Origin of the sequence: Pantoea sp. PSNIH1 (assembly GCF_007680655.1) — a bacterium.
GTDB classification, from domain to species: Bacteria; Pseudomonadota; Gammaproteobacteria; order Enterobacterales; family Enterobacteriaceae; genus Pantoea; species Pantoea eucrina.
This window is the reverse complement of record NZ_VEIP01000001.1, coordinates 557,030-583,032: the sequence shown is the minus strand read 5'-3', so window position 1 is coordinate 583,032 and position 26,003 is coordinate 557,030. Positions and strand designations below refer to the sequence as shown.

Sequence of the window (26,003 nt, the reverse complement as noted above, 5' to 3'; positions counted from 1 at the left end):
AGCCTGCTGACTGACGTCAGAGCGGATCTACCTTCAGGCAGGATACCGCATGGCGGAAACTGCCCTCCAGCAGCGGGCGGGTTTTGGCACATTCCGGCCCGGCAATCGGACAGCGGGTACGAAATACGCAGCCTGAAGGCGGATTGATTGGCGAAGGCAGCTCTCCGTCCAGCAGCTGGATCTGTTTATTCTTCTCCAGGTCAGGATCGGGGATCGGCACCGCCGACATCAGCGCCCGGGTATAGGGATGCTGCGGATCGTTGTACACCGCATCATAAGTACCCAGCTCAACGGCATGGCCCAGATACATCACCAGCACGCGATCGGAGATATGTTTCACCACCGCCAGATCGTGCGCAATAAATATCAGCGACAGCCCCATCTCGCGCTGCAGTTTCTGCAGCAGATTCACCACCTGCGCCTGGATAGAGACATCCAGAGCCGAGACTGGCTCATCACAGATAATCAGCTTCGGCTCCAGGATCAGCGCGCGCGCAATACCGATACGCTGACACTGGCCGCCAGAGAACTCGTGCGGATAGCGGTTGATAAGATTCGGCAGCAGGCCGACTTTCATCATCATCGCTTTGACCTTGTCTCTGACTTCCTGACGCGGCATTTTGGGATAATAGGTGCGCAGCGGTTCAGCAATAATGTCGCCAATGGTCATACGCGGGTTCAGTGACGCCAGCGGGTCCTGAAAAATCATCTGAATATCGCTGCGGGCCTGACGCCACTCTTCCGCGCTCTGCCCCAGCAGATCGCGTCCCAGCCAGGCGACACGCCCTTCGGTCGCTTTCACCAGCCCGATGATAGCGCGCGCCAGCGTCGATTTACCACAGCCCGATTCGCCTACCACACCCAGCGTCTCGCCCTCATACAGCCGCAGGCTGACACCATCCACCGCTTTCAGCGTCTTCGGCGGCTGCCAGAACCACTGTTTGCCATCTTTGATCTCAAAATGCACTTTAAGATCGGCTATCTCCAGCAGTACTTTTTTCTCTTCCACAACGGTGCTCATACTAACTCCTCCACCGGTTTGAAGCAGGCGCGCAGGCGTCCGTCGGCAAACGGCTCCAGCGGCGGCGAAGCGGCACATATCTCCATTGCATAAGCACAGCGTGGCTGGAACGGACAGCCCTGCGGCAACCGCAGCAGGTTTGGCGGATTGCCGGGAATGGTCGTCAGAGACTCACCCTCTGCATCGAGTCGCGGTACCGCATTCAGCAGCCCGATAGAGTATGGATGCGCCGGCTGATAAAACACATCGCGGGCACGGCCATACTCCATGGTGCGCCCGGCATACATCACCAGTACTTTGTCGCAGATCCCGGCTACGACGCCAAGATCGTGCGTGATCATAATGATGGCGGTGTTAAATTCGCGTTTCAGCTCATTAAGCAGCGTCATGATCTGCGCCTGAACCGTTACATCCAGTGCAGTGGTGGGCTCATCGGCAATCAGCAGCTTAGGACGACATAGCAGCGCCATGGCAATCATCACGCGCTGGCGCATCCCGCCCGAAAATTCATGCGGATACATCTTCATCCGCTTCCGCGCTTCCGGCATCTTTACCGCATCCAGCATGCGTACCGACTCTTCAAAAGCCTGCGCGCTGTTCATGCCTTTGTGCAGCTGCAGAACTTCCATCAGCTGCTCCCCTACCCGCATATAGGGATTGAGCGAGGTCATGGGGTCCTGAAATATCATGGCAATCTGCTCCGCACGCAGCTTGTTCAGCTTGCCTTCGGGCAGGTTCAGGATCTCATGTCCGTTAAAACGTGCCGATCCGTCAATGCGGCCGTTCTTTGCCAGCAGCCCCATCAGCGCAAACGCCGTCTGCGATTTGCCGGAGCCTGACTCACCTACAATGCCAAGGGTTTCCCCGGCACGCAGTGAAAAATTGAGATCGTTGACGGCGGTAACGTCGCCGTCGTGCGTGGTAAAGGTTACGCGCAGATCCTGCACATTCAGCAGCAGCTCCGGGCTTCCCGCCGGCACAGCACGCGCTGGCGTTGTGGTTTCAAAACTCATCGGGAAACTCCTTAGCGATCTTTCGGGTCGAGGGCATCACGCAGACCATCGCCGATAAAGTTAAAGCAGAATAGCGTGACCACCAGAAAGCCGGCCGGGAACATCAGGAGCCACGGAGAAACCTCCATCGAGTTCGCTCCGTCACTCAGCAGCGCGCCCCAGCTACTGAGCGGCTCCTGCGTCCCCAGACCCAGGAAGCTCAGGAAAGATTCAAACAGAATCATGCTGGGCACCAGCAGCGAGGCGTAGACCACTACGACGCCCAGTACGTTAGGCACAATGTGGCGCAGCACGATACTGGCCGTGGAGACGCCTCCTACCTGAGCCGCTTCGATAAACTCTTTGCGTTTTAGTCCCAGCGTCTGACCACGCACAATACGCGCCATATCGAGCCAGGAGACCATGCCAATGGCGACAAAGATCAGCAGAATATTGCGGCCGAAAAAGGTCACCAGCAGGATCACAAAAAACATAAACGGAAAGGAGTTGAGGATCTCCAGAATACGCATCATCACCGAGTCGATTTTGCCACCGAGATAGCCCGCCAGCGAGCCATAGAGCGTTCCCACCAGCACCGCAATCAGTGCAGAGGCGATGCCCACCATCAGGGAGATACGTCCGCCAATCGCCACCCGCACCAGCAGATCGCGCCCGGAGGAGTCCGTTCCAAACCAGTGGCCTGAAACCGTATCCGGCGGCGACGACATCATCGCCCAGTCGGTATCATCATAGTTAAACTGCGCCAGCATCGGCGCAAACACCACAAACAGGGCAATCAGCAACAGCACCAGCAGGCTGATCAGCGCCGCACGGTTGTGAATAAAGCGGCGGCGTGCATCCTGCCACAGGCTGCGCCCCTCCACCTCGAGCTTTTCGCTGAAGGCATCCACCACGTCACTGTTTTTTTTGCTTAACATCATGAGCGTGCTCCACCCTTAATAGCGAATCTTGGGATCAATAACGGCGTAAAGCACATCAACGATCGCATTAAACAGAATAGTCAGCACGCCGACCAGAATCGTCAGGCTCATTACCAGCGAGTAGTCACGGTTTAGCGCACCGTTAACAAACAGCTGGCCGATACCGGGCAGGCCATAGATCGACTCAATCACCATCGAACCGGTAATGATGCCGACAAAGGCAGGCCCCAGATAGGAAAGCACCGGCAAAAGCGCAGGCTTGAGCGCATGGCGCAGCACGATACGGCGCAGCGGCAACCCTTTTGCCCGAGCCGTACGAATGAAGTTTGAGTGCATGACCTCAATCATGGAACCGCGCGTAATACGGGCGATGCTGGCGATATAAGCCAGCGAGAGCGCCACCATCGGCAGCAGCATGTAGTTCCACTGCCCGCCGTTCCAGCCGCCGCCCGGCAGCCAGCGCAGCGTAATGGCAAAAATTAATACCAGCAGCGGCGCCACAACAAAGCTCGGGATAACAATGCCGGTCATCGCCACCCCCATGACGGCGTAGTCCCACAGGCTGTTCTGCTTCAGCGCCGCGATAACGCCAGCGGTTACGCCCAGGATCACCGCCAGGAAAAAGGCCGCCAGTCCCAGCTTCGCGGAGACCGGGAAGGCGTGCCCTACCAGATAGTTAACCGAATAGTCCTTATATTTGAACGAAGGACCAAAATCGCCGTGCGCCAGCTGCCCCAGATAACTCAGGTACTGTTTGCCAATCGGATCGTTGAGATGGTATTTGGCTTCAATATTGGCCATCACCTCAGGGGAGAGCGTGCGCTCGCCGGTAAACGGGCTGCCCGGCGCTAAACGCATCATAAAAAACGAGATGGTGATCAGAATAAAGAGCGTCGGAATCGCTTCCAGAAGCCGACGCAGAATAAATTTTAACATTGCCGTACCTGCCAGGCTGTTGCTTCACAAAATCAAAAAAGCGGTGCCGCAGCACCGCCACTGTCGATAGCCTGTGTGCTATTAGTGCTTAATGATGTACAGGTTCTTATCCAGCGTTTTATCCAGCGGATCGTTACCGGTATAGCCGCCGACATAAGGCTTAACCAGACGGGCGTTAACGTAGTAATAGACCGGCACGATGGCACTGTCTTTATCCAGAATCTGCTCTGCCTGCTGGTAGTCAGCCACGCGCGCTTTTTCATCGGCAGCTTTCACAGCATCGTGGATCACTTTGTCAAAATCAGCGCTCTTGTAGTGCGCTGTATTACTGCTGCTGTCGGACAGCATGGTGTTCAGGAAGGAGGTCGGTTCGTTATAGTCCGCGCACCAGGCCGCACGTGAAACGTCGTAGTTGCCCTGATGACGGGTATCCAGGAACGTTTTCCACTCCTGATTCTCCAGCTTGATATTAACGCCGAGGTTCTTTTTCCAGATAGAGGACGCCGCGATTGCCAGCTTTTTGTGCAGATCTGAGGTGTTATACAGCAGGTTAAACGTCAGTGGCTTATCTGCGGTATAGCCTGCTTCAGCCAGCAGTTTTTTCGCTTCTGCGTTACGCTTGTTCTGATCCCATTTAAACCAGTCCGGCGGCAGCAGTTCCATGCCATCGGTTGCCGGCGGTGTATAGCTGTAGGCGGGCAGTTGACCCTGCGCCAGTACCTTATTCACCATGATGTCGCGATCCAGACCCAGCTTCAGCGCGGTGCGCACGCGGGCATCAGTGAAAGGCGCTTTCTGGTTATTGATCTCGTAGTAGTAGGTGCAGAGATACGGTTTTACCATCAGCTCTTTGCCATTATCGCGCTGCAGCTTTTTGAACAGCTCAATCGGCATATTGTTATAGGTGATGTCGCTGCCATTTTCAGAGAAGTAGCGGTTCACATCGCTCACTTCTGAGTTGATGGGCAGGAAGGTGACTTTGTTCAGTACCGTATGTTCGTTATCCCAGTATTGCGGGTTGCGTACCAGCGTGACGCGCTCGTTGATAACGTGCGCTTCCAGTTTAAACGCGCCGTTTCCTACCCAGTTCTGCGGCTGCGTCCACTGATCGCCCGATTTTTCGATTGCAGGCTTATAGACCGGTGACATCACGGCATTGATCAGCAGCTTATAAAAGTAAGGTACCGGCTGGCTTAGCGTAACTTCCAGCGTATGATCGTCCAGCGCTTTTACGCCCAGTTCAGAGGTCGGCTTTTTACCGGCAATAATTTCATCAACGTTAGCGATATGGCCATACTGCGGATAGCTGGCATAAGGTGACGCCGTTTTCGGGTCAACCAGACGCTGCCAGCTGTAGACGAAATCCTGTGCGGTAACCGGCTCGCCATTAGACCATTTGGCATTTTTACGCAGATGGAAAGTCCAGACTTTAAAATCTTTGTTTTCCCAGCTCTCTGCAACGCCCGGAACCGGTTTGCCGCTGGCATCGCTGACGATAAGCCCTTCATAGAGATCGCGGGCAATATTATCTTCCGGTACGCCCTCAATTTTATGCGGATCGAGCGACTGAACTTCGTCACCGTTACCGCGCACCAGCTCCTGTTTGGCGGCCAGCTCAACGCCAGCCGGTACCGTTGCAGCCAGCGCAGCGTTCCCTGTCAGAGAGGCAATTGCGGCCAGAACGCCGGCCGCAATCAGACTTTTTTTCGTGATGTTGTTCATTGTTATGCTCCAGTTTTATTATTGTCGTCGGTGCGCTATCGCGCCTGACGTATCCCGTTTACCGGGCGATCTTCGTCTCGTTCGAGCAAAGATCCCTGTCCCCTTCCGGGTGACTTCAGCAAGCCGCCAGCGGGTAATGATATTTGCTGACAACTCACTCACTGTTCTTTTGATAAAGAAAGCGTTCAGCTGCCGGTTTCTGATACGCGTTGCCGGTATAACTACGCCCGCGTGCTAATAAGCAAAAATCGTACACATCTGCTGAGAGAGCGATAAAAATCCTGGAAGTGCCAGAAATTATCAGAAGCTATCCCGTTGCGCCAAAGCCAATGCAGAAAAATGTTAGCTATTTCTCTTTTATCATGTCCGGGATAACGTTGAAAGCGTTAATTATTTCCGCTAAATATCAGTTAATACATTGATAAATATGATTATTTAAGCAATTCTGGCGATTATGCGCGCACTTATTTTATGCAAAACTCATTCTGCGCAAATCTATTGAGTTTTTACTTCAAAGCGGAATATTCAGCGACTACTTTACAAGAGAGGCACAGCTAATCACTTTCAGCGCGGATTTAGCAGCAGGTAAATCTGTGACAATAATCACATTAATAAACGGATATTAAGCAGGGATGACTGACTGAGTAGTAAAAGTGATAAAAGCGAGCCTGAAAGTAGCCCGATAACTAATTTCACCAAAAAGGTGCGTCTGCACGTCGCGATGCACCCTTTTGGTTCATGAAGATGTTTTTCAGCAAAAAACAGGTCAGGTCTAATTCAGTAATCCTGGAAAGATTGCTTTTATGCCGGTGACGACAAATTCAATCCCTAACGCCATTAATAACAACCCCATAATACGGGTAATGACGTTAATTCCGGTCTGACCCAATATCCGTACCATTAACGGCGCCGCTCTGAACAGTAACCAGCAGCAAAAGGCGAAAACCGCAATCGCCAGCGTAAAACCCAGCAAATTAAGCCAGCTGTGATAGCGCGAACTCCAGACGATAGTGGAACTGATAGCCCCCGGCCCTGCCATGAGCGGCAGCGCCAGCGGGACAACACCGATGCTTTCACGAATAGCCGTTTCTGATTTTTCCTGCTTATTTTGCTTATCCTCACCCAGCTTGCCGCTAATCATCGACATCGCAATGGTCACAACCAGTATGCCGCCTGCGATTCGGAAAGAGTCGATTGAGATACCAAACAGATGCAGGATCCCATCGCCAAGAAACAGCGAGGTCCAGAGAATAATCGCGACCGCAAGGTTGGCTGTAAGATTGGTTTTGTTGCGTTCAGCCACCGCCTGATAGCGGGTCATGCTGATAAAAACCGGAATGATGCCTACCGGATTCACCAGCGCAAACAGGCCGACAAAAAATTTTATATAGCCGGAAAGATCGAGTAGCACGGGGGTCACAACAGGCTCCTGAAAAAGTCAAAAAAACGCGCTTAATGTAGTGCATATGTCTGCTGAAAAACAGCGTATATGGCAGAAATATCTGCTATATGTCCGCCACAGAGATGGCATAAAAATCTGGCTATTTTCATATATGCCTGCAGAACAGCAGCGTCTAAAAAACGGCGCCTTTAGTCGTAAACGATCTGGCTGACCGCTCACCGCTGCAGCCTCTCTTGATCTGCATCATGATTACGTCTCTCCACCAGCGCTACGCTGGGTGCAGTAAATCATTCACGTCAGACCTTTTTACTAAACAGACGGGCCTGCCCTGTCAAACCTTAGCTGATTTCTTTCTCTGCGCTGGCCTGTTTATTAAAAAAGTTTAACTTCCTCAGGAGAGTATTATGGCCGTAAACAATGTTGCCGAACTCAATGCACTGGTTGAACGTGTAAAACGCGCGCAGCGCGAGTTTGCCAGTTTTAGCCAGGAGCAGGTTGATGCAATTTTTCGCGCCGCGGCGCTGGCGGCAGCTGACGCCCGCATTCCGCTGGCTAAGATGGCGGTAGCGGAATCGGGCATGGGTATTGTTGAAGATAAAGTGATCAAAAATCATTTCGCTTCAGAATATATCTACAACGCGTACAAAGATGAAAAAACCTGTGGCGTGCTGGCAAGCGATGATACCTTTGGCACCATTACCATTGCCGAACCCATTGGCCTCATCTGCGGTATCGTCCCTACCACCAACCCTACCTCCACGGCTATTTTCAAGGCGCTTATCAGCCTGAAAACCCGCAACGGCATTATTTTTTCTCCTCATCCGCGCGCAAAAAATGCCACCAATAAAGCAGCCGATATCGTGCTGCAGGCGGCTATTGCTGCGGGCGCTCCCAAAGATATCATCGGCTGGATCGATGCGCCTTCGGTCGAGCTTTCCAGTCAGCTCATGCATCATCCGGATATCAACCTGATTCTGGCGACCGGCGGCCCGGGCATGGTTAAAGCGGCCTATAGCTCAGGTAAACCGGCGATTGGCGTTGGCGCGGGCAATACGCCGGTGGTGATTGATGAAACGGCTGACATCAAACGCGCGGTCGCTTCCATTTTAATGTCTAAAACGTTCGATAACGGCGTGATCTGTGCCTCTGAGCAATCGGTCATTATCGTTGATGCCGTCTATGACGCGGTCCGCGAACGGTTTGCCAGCCACGGTGGCTATCTGCTGCAGGGCCATGAGCTGAGCGCGGTTCAGAATATCCTGCTGAAAAACGGCGCACTGAACGCGGCAATTGTGGGCCAGCCCGCCTGCAATATTGCTGCGCTTGCCGGCATTAGTGTCCCGCCGGGCACCAAAATTTTAATTGGCGAGGTGTCAGCCGTTGATGAATCGGAGCCTTTTGCACATGAAAAGCTCTCGCCGACGCTGGCGATGTATCGGGCAAAAGATTATGCGGACGCGGTAGCAAAAGCAGAGAAGCTGGTCGCGATGGGCGGCATTGGTCACACATCCTGTCTCTACACCGATCAGGATAACGAGGCCGGGCGGATCCACTATTTTGGCGACAAAATGAAAACGGCCCGCATCCTGATCAACACCCCGGCTTCACAGGGCGGCATTGGCGATCTTTACAACTTCAAACTTGCCCCTTCCCTGACGCTGGGCTGCGGCTCCTGGGGGGGCAACTCTATCTCTGAAAACGTAGGCCCTAAACACTTGATCAATAAGAAAACCGTGGCTAAGCGAGCAGAAAATATGTTGTGGCATAAGTTACCGAAGTCTATCTACTTCCGCCGCGGCTCTCTTCCGATTGCGCTGGAAGAGGTTGCTGCTGAGGGAGCGAAACGCGCGTTTATCGTTACCGATCGCTTTCTGTTTAATAACGGCTATGCCGAGCGCGTTACGCGGGTGCTGAAATCACAGGGTATCGAAACCGAGATATTTTTTGAAGTGGAAGCCGATCCGACCCTGAGCATTGTGCGTAAGGGTGCAGAGCAGATGCACAGTTTCCGGCCCGACGTGATTATCGCCCTGGGCGGTGGTTCACCGATGGACGCAGCGAAAATCATGTGGGTCATGTATGAGCATCCGGAAACGCATTTTGAAGAGCTGGCGCTGCGCTTTATGGATATCCGTAAACGTATCTACAAATTCCCGAAAATGGGCGTGAAAGCGCGCATGGTCGCGATCGCCACCACGTCAGGCACCGGCTCAGAAGTCACCCCGTTTGCCGTTGTCACCGATGACGCCACCGGGCAAAAATATCCGCTGGCGGACTACGCCTTAACGCCGGATATGGCGATTGTCGATGCCGACCTGGTGATGGATATGCCGCGCTCGCTCTGCGCTTTTGGCGGCCTCGATGCGGTGACGCATGCGCTGGAGGCTTACGTCTCGGTGCTTGCCAGTGAGTACTCAGATGGACAGGCACTACAGGCGCTGAAGCTGCTTAAAGAGAACCTGCCTGCCAGCTATCGCGATGGTGCGAAAAATCCGGTTGCGCGTGAACGCGTACACAACGCGGCGACTATCGCCGGCATTGCCTTTGCCAACGCTTTCCTCGGGGTGTGCCACTCTATGGCCCATAAACTTGGCTCAGAGTTTCATATCCCGCACGGGCTGGCAAACGCGCTGCTTATCGGTAACGTCATCCGCTATAACGCCAATGATAACCCGACGAAACAGACGGCGTTCAGCCAGTATGACCGGCCGCAGGCACGGCGCCGCTATGGGGAAATTGCTGACCATCTCGGCCTGACTCAGCCCGGGGATCGCACGGCGCAGAAAATCGAAAAACTGCTGGCGTGGCTGGATGAAATAAAAACGCAGCTCGGTATTCCCGCTTCTATTCGGGAAGCAGGCGTGCAGGAGGCGGATTTCCTGGCGAAAGTAGATAAGCTGGCTGAAGACGCTTTTGACGATCAGTGCACTGGCGCCAATCCGCGCTATCCATTAATCGCTGAGCTAAAACAGATTATGCTGGATACGTTCTACGGACGTGATTATTCAGAAACGGACATACCCTCTGCAGAAATCTGCGAGCTGCAGTCCGCTGCCCGCGAAAAAAAAGTAAAGAAAGCGTAGTCCGCTGAAAATAAAAAACCCGCCGCGGCGGGTTTTTTTATGGCTGGCTGATTAAACCGGTGGCGGATTAGCGCCATATATGGCCTCACGCGTACCCAGATTAATCGCCTGCTTGTAATGTTTCCGGCATACGGATATATAGCGCTCATTACCGCCAATTACGACCTGCTCACCTTCGCTGAACGGTCTGCCCTCCCCGTCAAGGCGCAGCACCATGCTCGCCTTACGGCCGCAGTGGCAAATTGTTTTAAGCTCGACCAGTTTATCGGCCCAGGCAAGAAGATACTGGCTGCCGATGAACAGCTCACCGCGGAAGTCAGTACGCAGACCGTAGCAGAGAACCGGAATATCAAGATTGTCCGCCACGTCAGAGAGCGCATAAACCTGCTCACGCGTCAGAAACTGACTTTCGTCAACCAGCACGCAGTGTACGGGCTGGCGCGCATGTTCTTCCGCAATGGCTTCGGCCAGTTCTGTTTTATCATTATACAGACAGGCAGGCGAAGAGAGCCCGATTCGTGAGCTGACCACGCCGGCACCAAATCTATCGTCTATCTCTGCGGTATAGACCAGGGTGCGCATGCCGCGCTCCTGATAGTTATAGGAAGATTGCAGCAGCGCGGTGGATTTACCCGCATTCATCGCCGAGTAATAGAAATAGAGTTGAGCCACTTACCAGTCTCTCCGGGGATACTAAATTCAGAAGGCGGCAGTTTAACACAAATGTATTGCCGCAGAGCACCTCACAAACGACAGGTTTACCGTAGCAGAAAGCCACGCTGCTGGACGCTGAAAATCAATGCCGGCACGCTGCGGTTAAATCACTAATAGCGGTTAATTTAATCTCAGCCAAATGGAATAGCCGTCACGCAACGAGACATATCGCGGATAATTTATGCAGCACAGCGATTGATAATTAACTCTGCTGACATAACTAAAAAAATAAATAAATCTCCTCACTCAGGTTTCACTATTGCAGTTATATATTCCCGCCACTATTATGGAACAGCTTAACCACTCCTTTTTATATTCTGAGATAAGAACAATGAGCGAAGCACTTAAAATCCTTAATAATATCCGTACATTGCGTGCTCAGGCTCGCGAATGCTCTCTGGAAACCCTGGAAGATATGCTTGAAAAACTTGACGTAGTGGTTAATGAGCGTCGTGAAGAAGAGAGTCATGCTCAGGCTGAAAATGCTGAACGCAGCCGCAAACTGGAGCAGTATCGCGAAATGCTGCTGGCTGACGGCATCGATCCTAATGAACTGCTGAACGCATTATCAGAAAACAAAACGGTGACCAAAGCGCGTCGCGCTGCCCGTCCCGCCAAGTACAGCTATGTAGATGAAAACGGTGAAAGCCGCACCTGGACCGGTCAGGGCCGCACGCCTGCCGTAATTAAAAAAGCGATTGAAGAAGATGGTAAACAGCTGGACGATTTCCTGCTGTAATCCGCGCGCTTCGTTTTAACTGTCTGCACTTTTACTGCAATATTCGTTTCGCCAGGTAAAAAAAAGGAAGCCCGCGGCTTCCTTTTTTTATGCGCTTATTTCTGATAAAAGTCGCGATACCAGTCGACAAACTGCTGTACGCCCTGCTCAACGCTGGTCTGCGGCCGGAAATTGATGGCGTCATAGAGAGGCTGCGTATCTGCGCTGGTGCCCAGTACATCGCCGGGCTGCATCGGCAGCATGTTCTTCACTGCCTCAATGCCCAAAGCTTTCTCCAGCGACTCTATATAGGTCATCAGGCGCGTTGGCTGACTATTGCCAATGTTATATACCCGATAAGGCGCAGAGCTGCTGGCGGGGGAGCCGTGCTCCACGCTCCATGCGCTGTCAGGTTGTGGTACCACCGCCTGCAGGCGAACAATCGCCTCAGCGATATCATCGATATAGGTAAAGTCGCGCGTCATCTCACCGCGGTTATAAACGTCGATCGCCTCGCCTGCCAGCATTGCACGGGTAAATTTAAACAGCGCCATATCGGGCCGGCCCCATGGGCCATACACGGTAAAGAAACGCAGTCCGGTTGTCGGCAGCTGATAAAGGTGCGAATAAGTATGCGACATCAGTTCGGTGGCTTTTTTCGTCGCCGCATAGAGGGAAACCGGGTGATCAACGCTGTCATCGGTGGAGAACGGCATTTTGCGGTTCAGCCCATAAACTGAGCTTGAAGATGCATAAAGAAGGTGGCCAATCTTATGGTGACGGCAGCCTTCCAGAATATTCAGATGGCCGGTGAGGTTAGCATCTGCATAAGCGTGCGGGTTATCGATTGAGTAACGCACACCCGCCTGCGCGGCGAGATGGATAACGCGCTCAAACGCGTGCTGTTCAAACAGAGAGGAAATGGCCTGGCGATCGGCCAGGTCCATTTTAATAAAAGTAAATGCGGGATGCGGTGAAATCTGATCGAGGCGAGCCTGTTTCAGGCTGACATCATAATAGTCATTCAGGTTGTCGATACCAACAACCTGGTGACCGGCAGCGAGCAAACGCTGGCTTACGTGAAAACCGATAAATCCTGCTGCGCCGGTAACCAGAAAATTCATACATCCCTCATTTATTACGCAATTTGAATAGACGCTCCGCGGCCGATTGCATAATAAACGAAACCGCGTTTGCTGATACGCTCTGGATCATACAGGTTACGACCATCAAAAATCACGGGTTGTTTTAACGCATTTTTAATTACGTCAAAATCAGGCGCCCGGAAATTCTGCCATTCGGTACAGATAACCAGACCATCAGCGCCCTGCAGTGCCGCTTCTTTAGTCCCTGTGAGTTTCAGATCGTCACGGTGACCATAGATGCGCTGCGCTTCTTCCATCGCTTCCGGATCGTAAGCCTGAACCGTAGCACCCGCTTCCCATAACGCTTCCATCAGCACACGGCTGGAGGCTTCACGCATATCGTCGGTGTTGGGTTTAAACGCCAGGCCCCACAGCGCAAACGTCTTGCCGCGCAGATCGTCACCAAAATGGCGCTTGATAAAGGCAGGCAGTTTGTTTTTCTGCGCGTCATTGACCTCTTCCACCGCCTGCAGCAGGCGCGGTTTATAGCCAATAGACTCTGCTGTACGGATCAGCGCCTGCACATCTTTCGGGAAGCAGGAACCGCCGTAGCCGCAGCCCGGATAGATGAAGTGATAGCCGATACGGGGATCAGAACCGATACCCTGACGGACTTTCTCCACGTCAGCGCCCAGCAGCTCAGCGAGATTAGAGATCTCGTTCATAAAGCTGATTTTGGTCGCCAGCATGCAGTTTGCCGCATATTTTGTCAGCTCTGCACTGCGGATATCCATCAGGATCATGCGATCGTGGTTACGGTTGAACGGCTCATAGAGCTCGCGCAGCAGTTCCACCACATCATCATTGTCAGTACCGACAACGATACGCTCTGGTCGCATGCAGTCGTTAACGGCCGCACCCTCTTTGAGGAATTCCGGGTTGGAAACCACATCGAAAGAAACGCTGGCGCCACGCTGTTTCAGCGTCTCCTGCATCACATTGCGTACGCGGTCGGCTGTGCCGACTGGCACCGTTGATTTATCGATAACGACTTTGTGATCGTTCATATGTTCTGCAATCGTGCGCGCAACCGCGGTCACATATTTCAGATCGGCAGAACCATCTTCGTCAGGCGGTGTGCCAACAGCAATAAACTGCATCACCCCGTGATTAACGCCCTCTTTGGCGTCAGTACTGAATTTCAGGCGACCCGATTCATAATTGGACATCACCAACGGCGTCAGACCCGGTTCAAAAATCGGGATAACACCCTTTTTCAGGTTTTCGACTTTGTTCGCGTCGACATCAATGCAGAGAACGTCATGTCCGACTTCGGCCAACACCGCAGCCTGAACCAGACCGACATAGCCGATACCAAATACAGTGACTTTCATTAAATTATCCTGTGCTTAATGAATTACTTTTTATTGCCTACCGCGTTGTCCAGCCACTGTGCAAAATCTTTGCCCAGCACCGGGTGACGTACGCCGTACTCAACAAAAGCCTGCATGTAACCCAGCTTGTTACCACAGTCGTGGCTGACGCCAGTCAGGTGATAAGCTTCTACAGTCTCTTTTTCCATCAGCATAGCGATAGAGTCGGTCAGCTGAACTTCGCCGCCTGCACCCGGAGGGGTTTTAGCCAGCAGAGGCCAGATATCAGCAGAAAGAACATAACGACCTACTACCGCGAGGTTTGAAGGCGCTTCATTCGCTTTTGGCTTCTCAACAACGCCCACCATCGGTGCACTCTGGCCCGCGCTCAGCTCGGCGCCTTTGCAGTCAACCACACCGTATGCGGTTACGTCTGCTACTGGCTCAACCATGATCTGGCTGTGACCGGTTTCTTCAAAACGCGCCAGCATCTCTGCCAGGTTGTCTTTGGTCGGGTTTGACTCATATTCGTCGATGATAACGTCTGGCAGAATGACTGCTACCGGCTCATCGCCTACCAGCGGATGTGCACACATGACCGCATGGCCCAGACCTTTAGCGATACCCTGACGCACCTGCATGATGGTGACGTGTGGCGGACAGATAGACTGGATTTCATCCAGCAGCTGACGCTTAACACGCTTCTCCAGCATGGCTTCCAGTTCGAAGCTGGTATCAAAGTGGTTTTCGATTGAGTTTTTAGAAGAGTGCGTAACCAGCACAATTTCGTTAATGCCCGCAGCAATACACTCATTTACGACATACTGGATCAACGGCTTATCGACCAGCGGTAACATCTCTTTTGGAATAGCTTTGGTCGCTGGCAGCATACGCGTACCTAAACCTGCAACCGGGATTACCGCTTTTTTTACTTTTGACTTATAGGCAGACATCAAATACCTCTCTTAATAGGCCGCTCAAGTTAATACTTGATATGTCGGTTTAAAAAACGAAATGAGTATATCAGTTAGTATCAGGCGGAATTATCCTGGATAAAGTTAATCCATGGAATTTAAGACTTTTACCCAAGTGTAAAGGATAGGTCTGGCGCTGTCGCTTAACTGATTTAACCCGCTGTTTAACTGCTTATTCTTCACCCGATAACATCAGACGTAGCCTGCCGCCGGCACCCCAGACGTGGCACTGCCAGGCACCGGTATGCTGAGAAATCTGATTAAGATGGGTCCCCCCCATCGTACCCAGCGGTACACCGCTGTTTAACTGCAGCTGCTGCGTTTCCAGGTGCAGCGTGGCATTAAGCCCTGCTGAAACCAGAATCAATTTACGCAATTCGCGATGATAATATCCCACCAGAAGCGGGAACTGCCCGGTAAGGTTTGCCTGACGCAGCAGCATATTCACCTGACGCAGCAGACCGTTGAGCTCCGGCAGCCGATGATGCTGTCCGGACAGCTGCTCCTGCAGTAAACCGTTGAATAGCGCCCGCAGCAGCAGCGCGGCCAGCACGCCGTTGTCGCCCGCCCGGGTAACATCGAGACAGTAAAAGGCGAGATCTTTATCGGAGAGCGCAGCGATATCCAGAACCAGCCCTGGCTGTTCCGCCATGGTGAGCTGTCGGTAATTGATGCGGCAGTGCGCAATGGTTTGCTGCACCGGCGGCTGCAGCTGCTTCAGCAGTTTTGCCGCGGCGATCGGATCGCGGGCCAGCGCATCCCAGTCCTGAAACAGCTGCTCATCCTCTTCCACTTTCGAGGTGAACATCGAGGGATAAAGACACTCAAAAACAGCCTCGCGGAAGCGTTCGATATTTTTCAGGGGTTTCAGTAATACATCCTGCACGCCAAGCCGCAGCACATGCGCGATATCAGCCATATTCTGGGTAGCAGATATGACCAGTACAGGCACCGTATTCCCCTGACTGCGCAGATGCTCAACAAACGCAATACCGCCCATCCGGGGCATTTCCAGATCGCAAATCACCAGATCGGCGCTGTGCGACGACAGAATGTCGAGGCCTTCCAGCCCATCGCCGGCCTGCAGGGCTGTTGCCCCCAGACTGGTCAGTACATTTTCCAGCAATGAACGGAAAACGACCTCATCTTCGACAATGAGTATCTTTTTGCCGAGTAGTGGTTTTTCCATTCTCTCCCCCTGCGTACCAGATATTGCAATAGTGGTTCATAAAATGCAGTTGCGCCTTTAATTATTGTCATCAGCGACAACCCCCCTGAATGAACAACTGACTATCTGCTACGGACCAGTGGTAATAGTTCATCCATTTTTTTCTCTACGGCCGCCTTACCGGCAGCCATCGCCTCTTCAGCACGATGAAAATCCAGCGTTGAAATCTGCGGACAAAACGGCTGAATCAGCACATCCGGCGGATCGCCCGCCATACGGTTACGTTTCAGGCGGTTTTCCAGCACCTGAATTGAGGTCGACATGATCTCCATTGCGCCAGGTGAATGCGCCGCGCGCTGGCGGGAAAATCCCATCAGACGCTGACGTAATTTTTTACCCCACGAGAGCGCCTCTGCCGCGTCATCGCCGTTTTCCGGCGTTACCGACAGCAGATCCTGCTGCATCAGATGCGCATCATGCTGAAGATCGACCGCAATAACAATGTCGGCGCCAAGTGCGCGCGTCAGGGAGATGGGCACCGGGTTTACCACCGCGCCATCCACCAGCCAGTATCCATTGTAGCCAACAGGTGGTAATAAGCCTGGCATACTACAGGAAGCGCGCACGGCCTGATGCAGATCGCCTTCAGTCAGCCAGAGCTCACGGCCGGTACTCAGGTTGGTGGCAACCACGCCAAACGGTTTCAGGCCGCCGTCAATCTGGTCATGCGGGATCAGCTGGCGAATATGACTGAAAACGCGATCGCCGCGCAACAGTCCCCCGCGCTGCCAGGAGAGATCCATCAGGCGTATAACATCCCAGTAGCGAAACGCGCTGACCCACTTCTCCATCTTTGCCAGGTGACCATTGGTGTAAGCGGCACCAACAAGCGCGCCGACTGAGCAGCCCGCTACCACATCAATTTCAATACCGGCACGCTCCAGCGCATTGATGACGCCGATATGCGCCCAGCCCTTCGCGGCGCCCGACCCCAGAGCCAGTCCAATCTTGACCTTTCTCATCTTACCTCGTGATGCTGCTGGTACGTAGCATCATGCCACGCAGTCGGCTACCATAGCGCACGCCTATGATAACGTTAACCACTCTCAGGAGATGATGTGTCCGAAAAGTGCCCCTGCTGCAGCGGGAAGCAGTATAGCGTATGTTGTCAGCCCTTTTTAAACGGCGAGGCCATCCCGCTAAGTGCTGAACAGCTGATGCGATCTCGCTATACGGCCTACGCCACGGGTAATGCAGTTTATCTGACAGAAACCTGGCACGCCAGCCAGCGCAGCGTCGATCTGACGGCGCGTTTATCTGAAAGTTTTGCCGGTACAACGTGGCTCGGACTAAATGTAACCTGTTGTAATCATGGCATCCATGAGAACGAAGCCTTTGTGACCTTTTTTGCGCGCTACCGCGAAAAAGAGCGCGAGTCAGCGATCGCTGAACGTTCACGCTTTCTTCGGGAGGAGGGTCGCTGGTACTATGTGGATGGAACAGCGCCAGCAATCGGGCGTAACGATCGCTGCCCCTGCGGCTCTGGCAAAAAATACAAAAAATGTTGTGGCTGATATCCGCTTCGCCGCAATGGTAATACCCTTATCGCTTTGACAGGACCTTGACTGAGATGCAAGCGCAAACACTGCAACGAAAAGTTTTACGGACCATTTGCCCTGATGCTAAAGGTCTGATCGCCAAGATCACCAACATTTGCTACAAGCATGAACTCAACATTGTGCAAAACAATGAGTTTGTCGATCACCGCACCGGCCGCTTTTTTATGCGCACCGAGCTGGAAGGCATTTTTAACGACAATACGCTGCTGGCCGATCTGGATAGCGCTCTGCCGACCGGTTCGGTGCGTGAGCTGCACACTGCCGGTCGCCGCCGCGTCGTTATTCTGGTCACAAAAGAGGCGCACTGCCTGGGTGACCTGCTGATGAAAAGCGCGTTTGGCGGTCTGGATATGGAGATCGCTGCGGTGATCGGCAATCACGATACGCTGCGCTCGCTGGTAGAACGTTTTGATATTCCTTTTGTGCTGGTCAGCCATGAAGGCAAAACGCGCGAAGAGCATGACAACCGCATGGCGGAAGAGATCGATCGCTATCAGCCTGATTACGTGGTGCTGGCAAAATATATGCGCGTGCTGACGCCTGCTTTTGTGCAGCGCTACCCTAACCAGATCATCAATATTCACCACTCGTTCCTGCCAGCTTTTATCGGCGCGCGTCCTTATCATCAGGCGTATGAACGCGGCGTTAAAATCATTGGCGCAACGGCGCATTACGTCAATGACAACCTGGACGAAGGTCCAATCATTATGCAGGATGTCATTAACGTGGATCACAGCTATACCGCTGAAGAGATGATGCGCGCCGGACGCGATGTGGAAAAAAACGTGCTGAGTCGCGCGCTCTATAAAGTGCTCGGCCAGCGCGTGTTTGTTTATGGCAACCGCACGATTATTCTTTAAGCGCGGCGTTTTGGCGCCAGGGCGCTGAATTGTCTAACTCTTCAGCGCTACGCGTAAAAAACGGGCAAACAGGTTTTATTTTTACATCCGGTGCTTTACAGGCGGAACGCATTTGATATGATGCGCCCCGCCTTCAGGCACAAAGATTCAGGCAAGTGGCGGGATTCCCGAGCGGCCAAAGGGAGCAGACTGTAAATCTGCCGTCATCGACTTCGAAGGTTCGAATCCTTCTCCCGCCACCATCTGAATCACTCTGCAGTGCCTGAATCTGAGCTTTATATCCCAGGCGGGATTCCCGAGCGGCCAAAGGGAGCAGACTGTAAATCTGCCGTCATCGACTTCGAAGGTTCGAATCCTTCTCCCGCCACCATCTCCTGTTCCGTTCGCTACATCCTGAAAAAACTCAGTTTGCTCTTCCCCTCTGATACTGTGCTGCCTGCTCCGCTTCGGGCATGACTTTTTGCCAAAAAGCCGTTACCATCGCGCCGCATACAGGTTATTAAAATGGCAGCGATATGAAATTTGTTTCATTCAACATCAACGGGTTGCGCGCCCGCCCTCATCAGCTGGCCGCGCTGGTGGAACAGCATCAGCCTGAGGTTATCGGCCTGCAGGAAACCAAGGTTCACGATGAGATGTTCCCACTGGAAGAGGTCAGCCAGCTCGGCTACCACGTCTTCTATCATGGGCAAAAAGGTCACTACGGCGTCGCGCTACTTACCAAAAACGCACCGGTACGGGTCATGCGCGGTTTTCCGGGCGATGACGCTGACGCCCAGCGACGCCTGATTATGGCGGAGATACCGAGCCCGGCAGGTAACATCACCGTTATCAACGGCTATTTCCCGCAGGGTGAAAGCCGCGACCACCCGCTTAAATTCCCGGCTAAAGAGAAATTCTACCGCGATCTGCAGAGCTATCTGATGGAGCACGCTGCCGCTGACAAGCCGGTGCTGATCATGGGCGACATGAATATCAGCGCCACTGACCTGGATATCGGGATTGGTGAGGAGAGCCGCAAGCGCTGGCTGCGTACCGGAAAATGCTCGTTTCTGCCGGAAGAGCGTGAGTGGATGGATCGGCTGCTGCAGTGGGGTCTTACCGATACCTGGCGCGCCAGAAACCCGACGACAAACGATCGCTTTTCCTGGTTCGACTACCGCTCGCGCGGATTTGATGACAACCGCGGACTGCGCATCGATCTGCTGCTGGCCAGTCAGCCGCTGGCCGCGCGCTGCGTCGATGCCGGTATCGATTACGCCATTCGCGGCATGGAAAAACCTTCTGACCATGCTCCCGTCTGGGCGACGTTCGATCTGTAAACGTCAGGCGTGGCGCCGGCGCGCCACGCTTAACTATTTAATGATTTTCCACAGCAGCGGATTGGTCCCCAGCACCTTTTCATCCCGCGAGCACTGCAGCAGTACCCCTTCGGCCTTAACCACTGCGCCTTCTGAATAGCTGCGGTTTTCATAAATGCAGCACTGAAGGCAGCTGTTTTGCTGACGATTCTGGCCCTGCGTCCAGACTTCCGCCGGCATATCCACCACCACATCCGTATTACCCGTCCGCCCCGGCTCCGGCATCCGGTTTGCCAGCGCCGTAGTGCTGCAGACCAGCAGTGCCAGCGCCACTCCTGTTGTATACCCGCTCATTGCGTCTCCTTTGGCTTTCGCCGCTGTTTTTTGGCTTTCGCGCGCGCTGGCGAAGCGGCCGCCAGCCCTTTGAACGCCTGCAAAGAAGGCCGCTGCCGCGCCTCGCCAATCAGCGTGGTCAGCGTTGACACCAGCGGCTGCATAAACTCATCATAGCGGCAGCTTTTTTCGCTGATGCGCGTCAGGGTTGACTCCCACTGCGCCGTCATATCCGGCCGCGCCGCCATTTCCGGCAGCGCATGGATCAGGGCTCTGCCCGCCTCCGTTGAGTGGATATAGCGCCCTTTTTTAACCAGGAAGGTGCGGCGAAACAGCAGTTCAATAATGCCGGCCCGCGTCGCCTCCGTTCCTAAACCATCGGTCGCACGCAGCACTTTCTTTAATTCTTTATCCTGCACAAAGCGCGCAATGCCGGTCATGGCGGATAACAGCGTGGCATCAGTAAACGGCCGCGGCGGCTGGGTCTGCTTCTCCAGCAGTTCACCGCGCTCGCACAGCAGGGTATCGCCTTTAGCGACGACCGGCAGCGGCGTGCCGTCATTCTCTTCGTCACGCTCTTTATTCCCGAGCAGCGCGCGCCACCCCGCTTCCGCCAGAAACCGCGCTTTTGCAACAAACCGGCCACCACCGATCTCCAGATCGATAACGCATTTGCGGAACTGCGCATCCGGGCAGAACTGCATCAGATATTGCCGGGCAATCAGCGCATAGATCCGGGCCTCATTGTCGCTGAGTGCGACTTTGCCGGTACGCGCGGTGGGAATGATAGCGTGATGCGCATCGACCTTTTTATCGTCCCAGCAGCGGTTTTTCTGTTCCGTATTGAAGTCAGCAGGTGGCGTGAGATCGGGCTGATGCACAGCGATCGCTTTCAGCACGGCATGACGACCGGCGTAGTGCTCATCAGGGAGATAGCGGCTATCCGAACGCGGATAAGTAATAAGCTTATGCGTCTCATAGAGGCGCTGACAGCAGTCCAGCACGCTCTGCGCGCTCAGCCCGTAACGCTTTGCGGCTTCAATCTGCAGGCTGGAGAGCGAAAACGGCAGCGGTGCGGTTTCCGATTCACGCCTGTCGTTATAGCCGGTCACCTGTGCGGGCTGTCCCTGAATACGCGCCAGCACATGCTCTGCCAGCGGCCGGTGCAGGACGCGCCCCTCTTCATCCTGCCAGGGCTCACAGGCGTCGCTTGGCACCCAGCTGGCAACGAAGCGCTCCTCTTTTGGCGTGACGACATGCGCTTTCACTTCAAAATAGTCTTTGGGCACAAAGTGCTCAATCTCTTCATCCCGCCGCACAACCAGCCCGAGCACCGGCGTCTGCACGCGTCCCACCGACAGAACGCCATCATAGCCGGCGTTACGCCCCAGCAGGGTCCAGGCGCGCGTCATATTGATGCCATACAGCCAGTCAGCGCGTGAACGCGCCAGCGCTGAGACGCAAAGCGGGATGAATTCGCGGTTTTCGCGCAGCCGGCTCACCGCACGCTCAACGGCCGCCGGATTAAGATCGTTGATCAGGCAGCGCTGCACCCGCTGGCGCTTACCAGCCGGCAGCTGCAGATATTCCAGCACCTCATCCACCAGCAGCTGACCTTCGCGATCCGGATCGCCGGCGTGCACAATTTCGCTGGCCTGCTGCAGTAAGCCTTCTATGGCTTTCAGCTGTTTCGCTACCGAGGGGCGCGGCTGCAGACGCCACTTTTCAGGAATAATAGGCAGATCGGCCAGGTTCCAGCGGGCATAGCGGCTGTCGTAGCTATCAGGCTGCGCCTGCTCCAGCAAATGCCCGACGCACCAGGTCACCACCTGATCGTTGCCGCAGGCGATATAGCCCTCTCCGCGGCGATGCGGCTTTGGCAAAACATCTGCGATGGCGCGCGCCAGGCTCGGTTTTTCAGCAATAAATAGACGCATGGAAGGCGCAAATCCTTTCTTTTAGCTTTAACGAAAACAGTGAAACGATGGTAGCCTGGCGGCCTGCTGGAGGTAAGCTTTCTCTGCACGGATGCGGCGCTTTTGCGCACGACGCCTGCAATTCTGCCAGATTGCAGGCGAGAGAATCAAAACCAGGAGACAAACTCTGTGGTATCCGGTGCGACAACCGTGGTGCTGGCTTTAAGCTGCGGCGTGCCGAGATAGAGAAAGCCCACAATGGCATCTTTTTCTTTGCAGTTGAACGCCGCCCGCACGTGAGGATGGTCGGTCCAGGGGCCACTGCGCCAGATGCCGTTATACCCCTGAGCCAGCGCGGCCATCTGCATCGCCATAACGGCACAGCCCGCAGAGACAACCTGCTCCCACTGCGGCACTTTTTCAGAGGGCTTGTAGTCTGCAATTACCGTTATCACCATGGGCGCACGAAACGGCGCCGCCGCCGCTTTCGCGATGGCTTTTTCATCCAGCGCGCTCTCGCGGGCGGCCTGCTCCAGCACGCGGCTTAGCCGGTCCCGTCCCTCATTCTCCGCAATAACGAAACGCCACGGGCGCAGCGTACCGTGGTCGGGTGCCCGCATACCGGCATGCAGAATATTTTGCAGCACCTCACCTGCCGGAGCGGGTTCAGTCAGTCGCGAAGCTGAGCGGCGATTGGTTAATAACTCCAGTGCATCCATAAGGGTTCTCCTGTGCCTTTTGATGATGTGCTAATCCTGGCACAGCGCGATCTTTTGTAACAGTCTGGTGCGAATTCCTGCTGACTTTTCAGCCGCTGCTCTTTAGGATGATGCCGATATCGGGGTCCGCACGCCTGCTGCCGGCCCTGGCTACGTGAATATGGAGAGTTTATGCGCACATTGTGGCGAATGATTACCGGTCTGTTCCGCTGGAGCTGGCGGGTTCTGAATTTTATCCGGGAATTTATCCTTAACCTGTTTCTCATTGTCCTGATCCTGGCCGGTGTCGGCATCTGGCTGCAGCTGTCGAGCGCCGGCAACAGTGAACCTGTCCAGCAGGGAGCATTAAAAGTCGATCTTAGCGGTATGCTGGTGGATAAACCTTCAGTGAGTAACCGTCTGAGCCGCATCAGCCGTCAGCTGCTGGGCGCGAACAGCGATCGCCTGCAGGAAAACTCCTTGTTTGATGTGGTTGATGCGATTCGTCAGGCTAAAACTGACAGCAATATCACCGGTATCGTGCTGGATCTGCGCGATTTTGCCGGTGGCGATCAGCCCTCTCTGCAGTATGTCGGTAAAGCGCTGCGGGAGTTTCGCGACAGCGGTAAACCGGTTTATGCGCTGGGTGACAGCTACAGTCAGGCGCAGTATTACCTGGCCAGCTTCGCGAATAAAATCTGGCTCTCCCCTCAGGGTACGGTTGACCTGCACGGCTTTGCGACCAACGGCCTCTATTACAAAACGCTGCTGGAAAAGCTGAAGGTCTCTTCCCACGTTTTCCGCGTAGGCACCTATAAGTCAGCCGTTGAACCGTTCCTGCGCGACAATATGTCACCGGATGCACGCGATGCGGACAGCCGCTGGATCACTCAGCTATGGCAAAATTATCTCAATACGGTGTCGGCCAACCGTCAGATTACGCCAGAGCAGCTCTTTCCCGGTGCGGCAGGCGTGATCAGCGGACTGGAGGCGGTACAGGGTGACACCGCTAAATATGCGCTGAATAACAAACTGGTGGATACGCTGAGCTCACGCGCGGCGGCTGACCAGGCGCTGGCGAAAACCTTTGGCTGGGACAAAGCGAATAATGACTACCGCTATGTCAGCATCTATGACTACCGTCTGAAACAGCCAGCGCAGCAAAAAGGCAACATCGCGGTGATCCTCGCCAGCGGTGCGATCATGGATGGAGAAGAGAGCGCAGGCAATGTCGGCGGTGATACGACGGCCGCACAGATCCGTGAAGCACGCCTCGACCCCGCCATTAAAGCTATCGTGCTGCGGGTAAACAGCCCGGGCGGCAGCGTCACCGCATCGGAAGCGATTCGTGAAGAGCTGGCCGCCGCGCATGAAGCCGGTAAGCCGGTGGTGGTCTCCATGGGAGGCATGGCCGCATCGGGAGGTTACTGGATTTCAACGCCGGCAGATTACATCATCGCCGCGCCTTCTACGCTGACCGGTTCAATTGGCATTTTTGGCGTGATTAATACGGTCGAAAACAGCCTGGACGCAATCGGTGTACATACGGATGGCGTAGCCACCTCACCGCTCGCTGATGTGGCTACCACCAAAACGCTGCCTGCAGAGGTACAGCAGCTGATGCAGCTGACGATTGAGAATGGCTATCGCAATTTCATCGGTCTGGTTGCTGCGTCGCGCCATAAGACGCCTGAGCAGATTGATGCGATTGCACAGGGCCATGTCTGGACCGGCAGCGATGCCAAAGGCAATGGTCTGGTTGACGCGCTGGGTGATTTTGATGACGCCGTGGCGAAAGCTGCCTCGCTGGCCAGCGTGAAACAGCCTGTGCTGAACTGGTATCAGGATGAACCCGGTATGCTTGATCTGCTGCTTAATCAGATGAACGCCTCGGCGCAGGCGGTACTGCCCGACGCGCTGAAAATCTGGCTGCCCGCACCGGTGCAGGATGTTGTCAGCGCCATGCAGTCGCAGCCGGGCCTGCTCGGTAAGCTTGACGATCCGCAAAATCGTTACGCCTTTTGTCTGAATTGCGGCAGCGTTCGCTAATTTTACAGCCCGGCCGCTGGTCGGGCTGCTTTTCCCTGTCAATCCCCTTATACTGCGCGTTTTACGGCAAGTCTGAGTACACTCATGCAAAAGAAAAATATCTATGTAGCCTACACGGGCGGTACTATCGGGATGCAGCGCTCTGCGCAGGGCTATGTACCGGTATCAGGCCACCTTCAGCAGCAGCTGGCCAATATGCCTGAGTTTCACCGGCCGGAGATGCCGGATTTTACGATTCATGAATACGCCCCGCTTATCGACTCCTCTGATATGACGCCGCAGGACTGGCAGGCAATCGCAGATGATATCCGCCAGAATTATGACGCCTATGACGGTTTTGTTATTCTGCATGGAACCGATACCATGGCTTTCACCGCATCGGCTCTCTCCTTCATGCTGGAAAATCTGGCAAAACCGGTCATCGTCACCGGATCGCAGATCCCGCTGGCGGAACTGCGCTCTGACGGTCAGCAAAATCTGCTGAACTCCCTCTACGTGGCGGCTAACTATCCGATCAATGAAGTGGCACTGTTTTTCAATAACACCCTGTTCCGCGGCAACCGTACCACCAAAGCGCACGCCGACGGCTTTAACGCCTTCGCCTCGCCAAATCTGTCGCCGCTGCTGGAAGCGGGTATCCATATCCGCCGTCTGAACACCTCTCCCGCGCCACAGCAGACGGGCGAGCTGGTGGTTCATCCCATTACCCCGCAGCCTATTGGCGTGGTCACCATTTATCCGGGCATCTCTGCAGACGTGGTGCGCAACTTCCTGCGCCAGCCGGTTAAGGCGCTGATTCTGCGCTCTTATGGCGTGGGCAATGCGCCGCAAAATGCGGAGTTCCTGCATGAGCTGCAGCAGGCGAGCGAACGCGGGATTATCGTGGTTAACCTGACGCAGTGCATGTCCGGCAAAGTGAATATGGGCGGCTATGCCACTGGCAATGCGCTGGAGCATGCTGGCGTGATCAGCGGTTTTGACCTCACCGTTGAGGCCACGTTAACAAAACTGCACTATTTATTGAGTCAGGACCTTAGCCCCGATGAAATTCGTGCCAGAATGCAGCAGAACTTACGTGGCGAACTGACTGAAGATTGA

The 26,003-nt window shown here is 54.2% G+C and carries 22 protein-coding genes and 2 tRNA genes; 9 read left to right on the top strand and 15 right to left on the bottom strand.

The features are described from left to right. Positions 1-16: 16 nt before the first annotated feature. The 6 genes from oppF to FS690_RS02675 form a co-directional block, all read right to left on the bottom strand. A complete protein-coding gene (gene oppF / locus FS690_RS02700) occupies positions 17-1,021 on the bottom strand; it encodes a murein tripeptide/oligopeptide ABC transporter ATP binding protein OppF (RefSeq protein WP_039384638.1) in 1,005 nt (334 codons plus the stop codon). Beyond that, entirely contained in the window at positions 1,018-2,034 is a 1,017-nt protein-coding gene (locus FS690_RS02695) for an ABC transporter ATP-binding protein (RefSeq protein WP_145339041.1), read from the bottom strand. Before FS690_RS02695 ends, oppF begins: the two co-directional genes overlap by 4 nt. Before the next feature lie 11 nt (positions 2,035-2,045). Next, a complete protein-coding gene (oppC, locus tag FS690_RS02690; protein ID WP_039384641.1) occupies positions 2,046-2,954 on the bottom strand; it encodes an oligopeptide ABC transporter permease OppC in 909 nt (302 codons plus the stop codon). Between the two features lie 15 nt (positions 2,955-2,969). Further along, a complete protein-coding gene (oppB, locus tag FS690_RS02685; protein ID WP_039384644.1) occupies positions 2,970-3,890 on the bottom strand; it encodes an oligopeptide ABC transporter permease OppB in 921 nt (306 codons plus the stop codon). Positions 3,891-3,971: 81 nt separating this feature from the next. Then, positions 3,972-5,612, bottom strand: a complete 1,641-nt coding sequence (gene oppA / locus FS690_RS02680; protein ID WP_039384646.1) for an oligopeptide ABC transporter substrate-binding protein OppA — start codon at positions 5,610-5,612, stop codon at positions 3,972-3,974. Positions 5,613-6,384: 772 nt separating this feature from the next. Then, positions 6,385-7,032: a YchE family NAAT transporter gene (locus FS690_RS02675; RefSeq protein ID WP_039384649.1), complete on the bottom strand. Its 648-nt coding sequence runs from the start codon at positions 7,030-7,032 to the stop codon at positions 6,385-6,387. 386 nt (positions 7,033-7,418) lie between these two features. On the opposite strand from FS690_RS02675, the gene adhE reads away from it, so the two are divergent. Further along, positions 7,419-10,097 (top strand): bifunctional acetaldehyde-CoA/alcohol dehydrogenase, encoded by a 2,679-nt coding sequence (gene adhE / locus FS690_RS02670; RefSeq protein ID WP_145339040.1) that lies wholly within the window; start codon positions 7,419-7,421, stop codon positions 10,095-10,097. 51 nt (positions 10,098-10,148) lie between these two features. Here the strand turns inward: adhE and tdk are convergent, their stop codons facing one another. Then, a complete protein-coding gene (gene tdk / locus FS690_RS02665) occupies positions 10,149-10,769 on the bottom strand; it encodes a thymidine kinase (RefSeq protein WP_145339039.1) in 621 nt (206 codons plus the stop codon). Between the two features lie 373 nt (positions 10,770-11,142). Here tdk and hns point away from each other — a divergent pair, with 373 nt between their 5' ends. Next, on the top strand, positions 11,143-11,550 hold the full coding sequence (hns, locus tag FS690_RS02660) for a histone-like nucleoid-structuring protein H-NS (protein ID WP_145339038.1): 408 nt from the start codon (positions 11,143-11,145) through the stop codon (positions 11,548-11,550). A 95-nt stretch (positions 11,551-11,645) separates the two neighbouring features. Here the strand turns inward: hns and FS690_RS02655 are convergent, their stop codons facing one another. The 5 genes from FS690_RS02655 to rssA all read right to left on the bottom strand — a co-directional run bounded on the left by FS690_RS02655 (position 11,646) and on the right by rssA (position 17,151). Next, on the bottom strand, positions 11,646-12,653 hold the full coding sequence (locus FS690_RS02655) for an NAD-dependent epimerase (protein WP_145339037.1): 1,008 nt from the start codon (positions 12,651-12,653) through the stop codon (positions 11,646-11,648). A gap of 14 nt (positions 12,654-12,667) precedes the next feature. Then, positions 12,668-14,008, bottom strand: coding sequence for a UDP-glucose/GDP-mannose dehydrogenase family protein (locus FS690_RS02650; RefSeq protein WP_039384663.1), 1,341 nt, complete (start codon positions 14,006-14,008; stop codon positions 12,668-12,670). 23 nt (positions 14,009-14,031) lie between these two features. Then, positions 14,032-14,940 carry a UTP--glucose-1-phosphate uridylyltransferase GalU gene (gene galU, locus FS690_RS02645; protein WP_039384664.1) on the bottom strand — a complete coding sequence of 303 codons (909 nt, stop codon included), beginning with the start codon at positions 14,938-14,940 and terminating at the stop codon, positions 14,032-14,034. A gap of 193 nt (positions 14,941-15,133) precedes the next feature. Continuing rightward, on the bottom strand, positions 15,134-16,150 hold the full coding sequence (gene rssB, locus FS690_RS02640; RefSeq protein ID WP_071668865.1) for a two-component system response regulator RssB: 1,017 nt from the start codon (positions 16,148-16,150) through the stop codon (positions 15,134-15,136). Between the two features lie 101 nt (positions 16,151-16,251). Beyond that, positions 16,252-17,151, bottom strand: a complete 900-nt coding sequence (rssA, locus tag FS690_RS02635; RefSeq protein WP_108569368.1) for a patatin-like phospholipase RssA — start codon at positions 17,149-17,151, stop codon at positions 16,252-16,254. A gap of 96 nt (positions 17,152-17,247) precedes the next feature. On the opposite strand from rssA, the gene FS690_RS02630 reads away from it, so the two are divergent. The 5 genes from FS690_RS02630 (at position 17,248) to xthA (ending at position 19,930) form a co-directional block, all read left to right on the top strand. After that, positions 17,248-17,703: a YchJ family protein gene (locus tag FS690_RS02630; protein ID WP_039384671.1), complete on the top strand. Its 456-nt coding sequence runs from the start codon at positions 17,248-17,250 to the stop codon at positions 17,701-17,703. Positions 17,704-17,759: 56 nt separating this feature from the next. Next, positions 17,760-18,608, top strand: a complete 849-nt coding sequence (gene purU / locus FS690_RS02625) for a formyltetrahydrofolate deformylase (RefSeq protein ID WP_039384674.1) — start codon at positions 17,760-17,762, stop codon at positions 18,606-18,608. Between the two features lie 157 nt (positions 18,609-18,765). Then, positions 18,766-18,850 (top strand) — tRNA-Tyr (locus FS690_RS02620). Between the two features lie 43 nt (positions 18,851-18,893). After that, positions 18,894-18,978, top strand: a tRNA-Tyr gene (locus tag FS690_RS02615). Positions 18,979-19,123: 145 nt separating this feature from the next. Next, a complete protein-coding gene (gene xthA, locus FS690_RS02610) occupies positions 19,124-19,930 on the top strand; it encodes an exodeoxyribonuclease III (protein ID WP_108569369.1) in 807 nt (268 codons plus the stop codon). 33 nt (positions 19,931-19,963) lie between these two features. Here the strand turns inward: xthA and FS690_RS02605 are convergent, their stop codons facing one another. From FS690_RS02605 to FS690_RS02595, 3 genes are all read right to left on the bottom strand, one after another. Further along, positions 19,964-20,263: a YnjH family protein gene (locus FS690_RS02605; protein WP_094111095.1), complete on the bottom strand. Its 300-nt coding sequence runs from the start codon at positions 20,261-20,263 to the stop codon at positions 19,964-19,966. Beyond that, a complete protein-coding gene (locus FS690_RS02600) occupies positions 20,260-22,179 on the bottom strand; it encodes a DNA topoisomerase III (protein ID WP_145339036.1) in 1,920 nt (639 codons plus the stop codon). Before FS690_RS02600 ends, FS690_RS02605 begins: the two co-directional genes overlap by 4 nt. Before the next feature lie 146 nt (positions 22,180-22,325). Then, a complete protein-coding gene (locus FS690_RS02595) occupies positions 22,326-22,877 on the bottom strand; it encodes an NAD(P)H nitroreductase (RefSeq protein ID WP_039384682.1) in 552 nt (183 codons plus the stop codon). Positions 22,878-23,048: 171 nt separating this feature from the next. Between FS690_RS02595 and sppA the strand changes: the two genes are divergently transcribed. Next, entirely contained in the window at positions 23,049-24,905 is a 1,857-nt protein-coding gene (gene sppA / locus FS690_RS02590) for a signal peptide peptidase SppA (RefSeq protein ID WP_145339035.1), read from the top strand. Between the two features lie 84 nt (positions 24,906-24,989). Continuing rightward, positions 24,990-26,003 carry an asparaginase gene (ansA, locus tag FS690_RS02585; RefSeq protein ID WP_039384688.1) on the top strand — a complete coding sequence of 338 codons (1,014 nt, stop codon included), beginning with the start codon at positions 24,990-24,992 and terminating at the stop codon, positions 26,001-26,003.

What these genes read in the sequence shown, in the direction of transcription:
- oppB (WP_039384644.1), bottom strand. Translation starts at nt 3,890, where the DNA reads ATGTTAAAATTTATTCTGCGTCGGCTTCTGGAAGCGATTCCGACGCTC.
- rssB (WP_071668865.1), bottom strand. Translation starts at nt 16,150, where the DNA reads ATGGAAAAACCACTACTCGGCAAAAAGATACTCATTGTCGAAGATGAG.
- hns (WP_145339038.1), top strand. Translation starts at nt 11,143, where the DNA reads ATGAGCGAAGCACTTAAAATCCTTAATAATATCCGTACATTGCGTGCT.
- sppA (WP_145339035.1), top strand. Translation starts at nt 23,049, where the DNA reads ATGCGCACATTGTGGCGAATGATTACCGGTCTGTTCCGCTGGAGCTGG.
- FS690_RS02605 (WP_094111095.1), bottom strand. Translation starts at nt 20,263, where the DNA reads ATGAGCGGGTATACAACAGGAGTGGCGCTGGCACTGCTGGTCTGCAGC.
- oppA (WP_039384646.1), bottom strand. Translation starts at nt 5,612, where the DNA reads ATGAACAACATCACGAAAAAAAGTCTGATTGCGGCCGGCGTTCTGGCC.
- xthA (WP_108569369.1), top strand. Translation starts at nt 19,124, where the DNA reads ATGAAATTTGTTTCATTCAACATCAACGGGTTGCGCGCCCGCCCTCAT.
- galU (WP_039384664.1), bottom strand. Translation starts at nt 14,940, where the DNA reads ATGTCTGCCTATAAGTCAAAAGTAAAAAAAGCGGTAATCCCGGTTGCA.
- oppF (WP_039384638.1), bottom strand. Translation starts at nt 1,021, where the DNA reads ATGAGCACCGTTGTGGAAGAGAAAAAAGTACTGCTGGAGATAGCCGAT.
- FS690_RS02695 (WP_145339041.1), bottom strand. Translation starts at nt 2,034, where the DNA reads ATGAGTTTTGAAACCACAACGCCAGCGCGTGCTGTGCCGGCGGGAAGC.
- FS690_RS02650 (WP_039384663.1), bottom strand. Translation starts at nt 14,008, where the DNA reads ATGAAAGTCACTGTATTTGGTATCGGCTATGTCGGTCTGGTTCAGGCT.
- oppC (WP_039384641.1), bottom strand. Translation starts at nt 2,954, where the DNA reads ATGATGTTAAGCAAAAAAAACAGTGACGTGGTGGATGCCTTCAGCGAA.
- adhE (WP_145339040.1), top strand. Translation starts at nt 7,419, where the DNA reads ATGGCCGTAAACAATGTTGCCGAACTCAATGCACTGGTTGAACGTGTA.
- rssA (WP_108569368.1), bottom strand. Translation starts at nt 17,151, where the DNA reads ATGAGAAAGGTCAAGATTGGACTGGCTCTGGGGTCGGGCGCCGCGAAG.
- purU (WP_039384674.1), top strand. Translation starts at nt 17,760, where the DNA reads ATGCAAGCGCAAACACTGCAACGAAAAGTTTTACGGACCATTTGCCCT.
- FS690_RS02655 (WP_145339037.1), bottom strand. Translation starts at nt 12,653, where the DNA reads ATGAATTTTCTGGTTACCGGCGCAGCAGGATTTATCGGTTTTCACGTA.
- ansA (WP_039384688.1), top strand. Translation starts at nt 24,990, where the DNA reads ATGCAAAAGAAAAATATCTATGTAGCCTACACGGGCGGTACTATCGGG.
- FS690_RS02600 (WP_145339036.1), bottom strand. Translation starts at nt 22,179, where the DNA reads ATGCGTCTATTTATTGCTGAAAAACCGAGCCTGGCGCGCGCCATCGCA.
- FS690_RS02595 (WP_039384682.1), bottom strand. Translation starts at nt 22,877, where the DNA reads ATGGATGCACTGGAGTTATTAACCAATCGCCGCTCAGCTTCGCGACTG.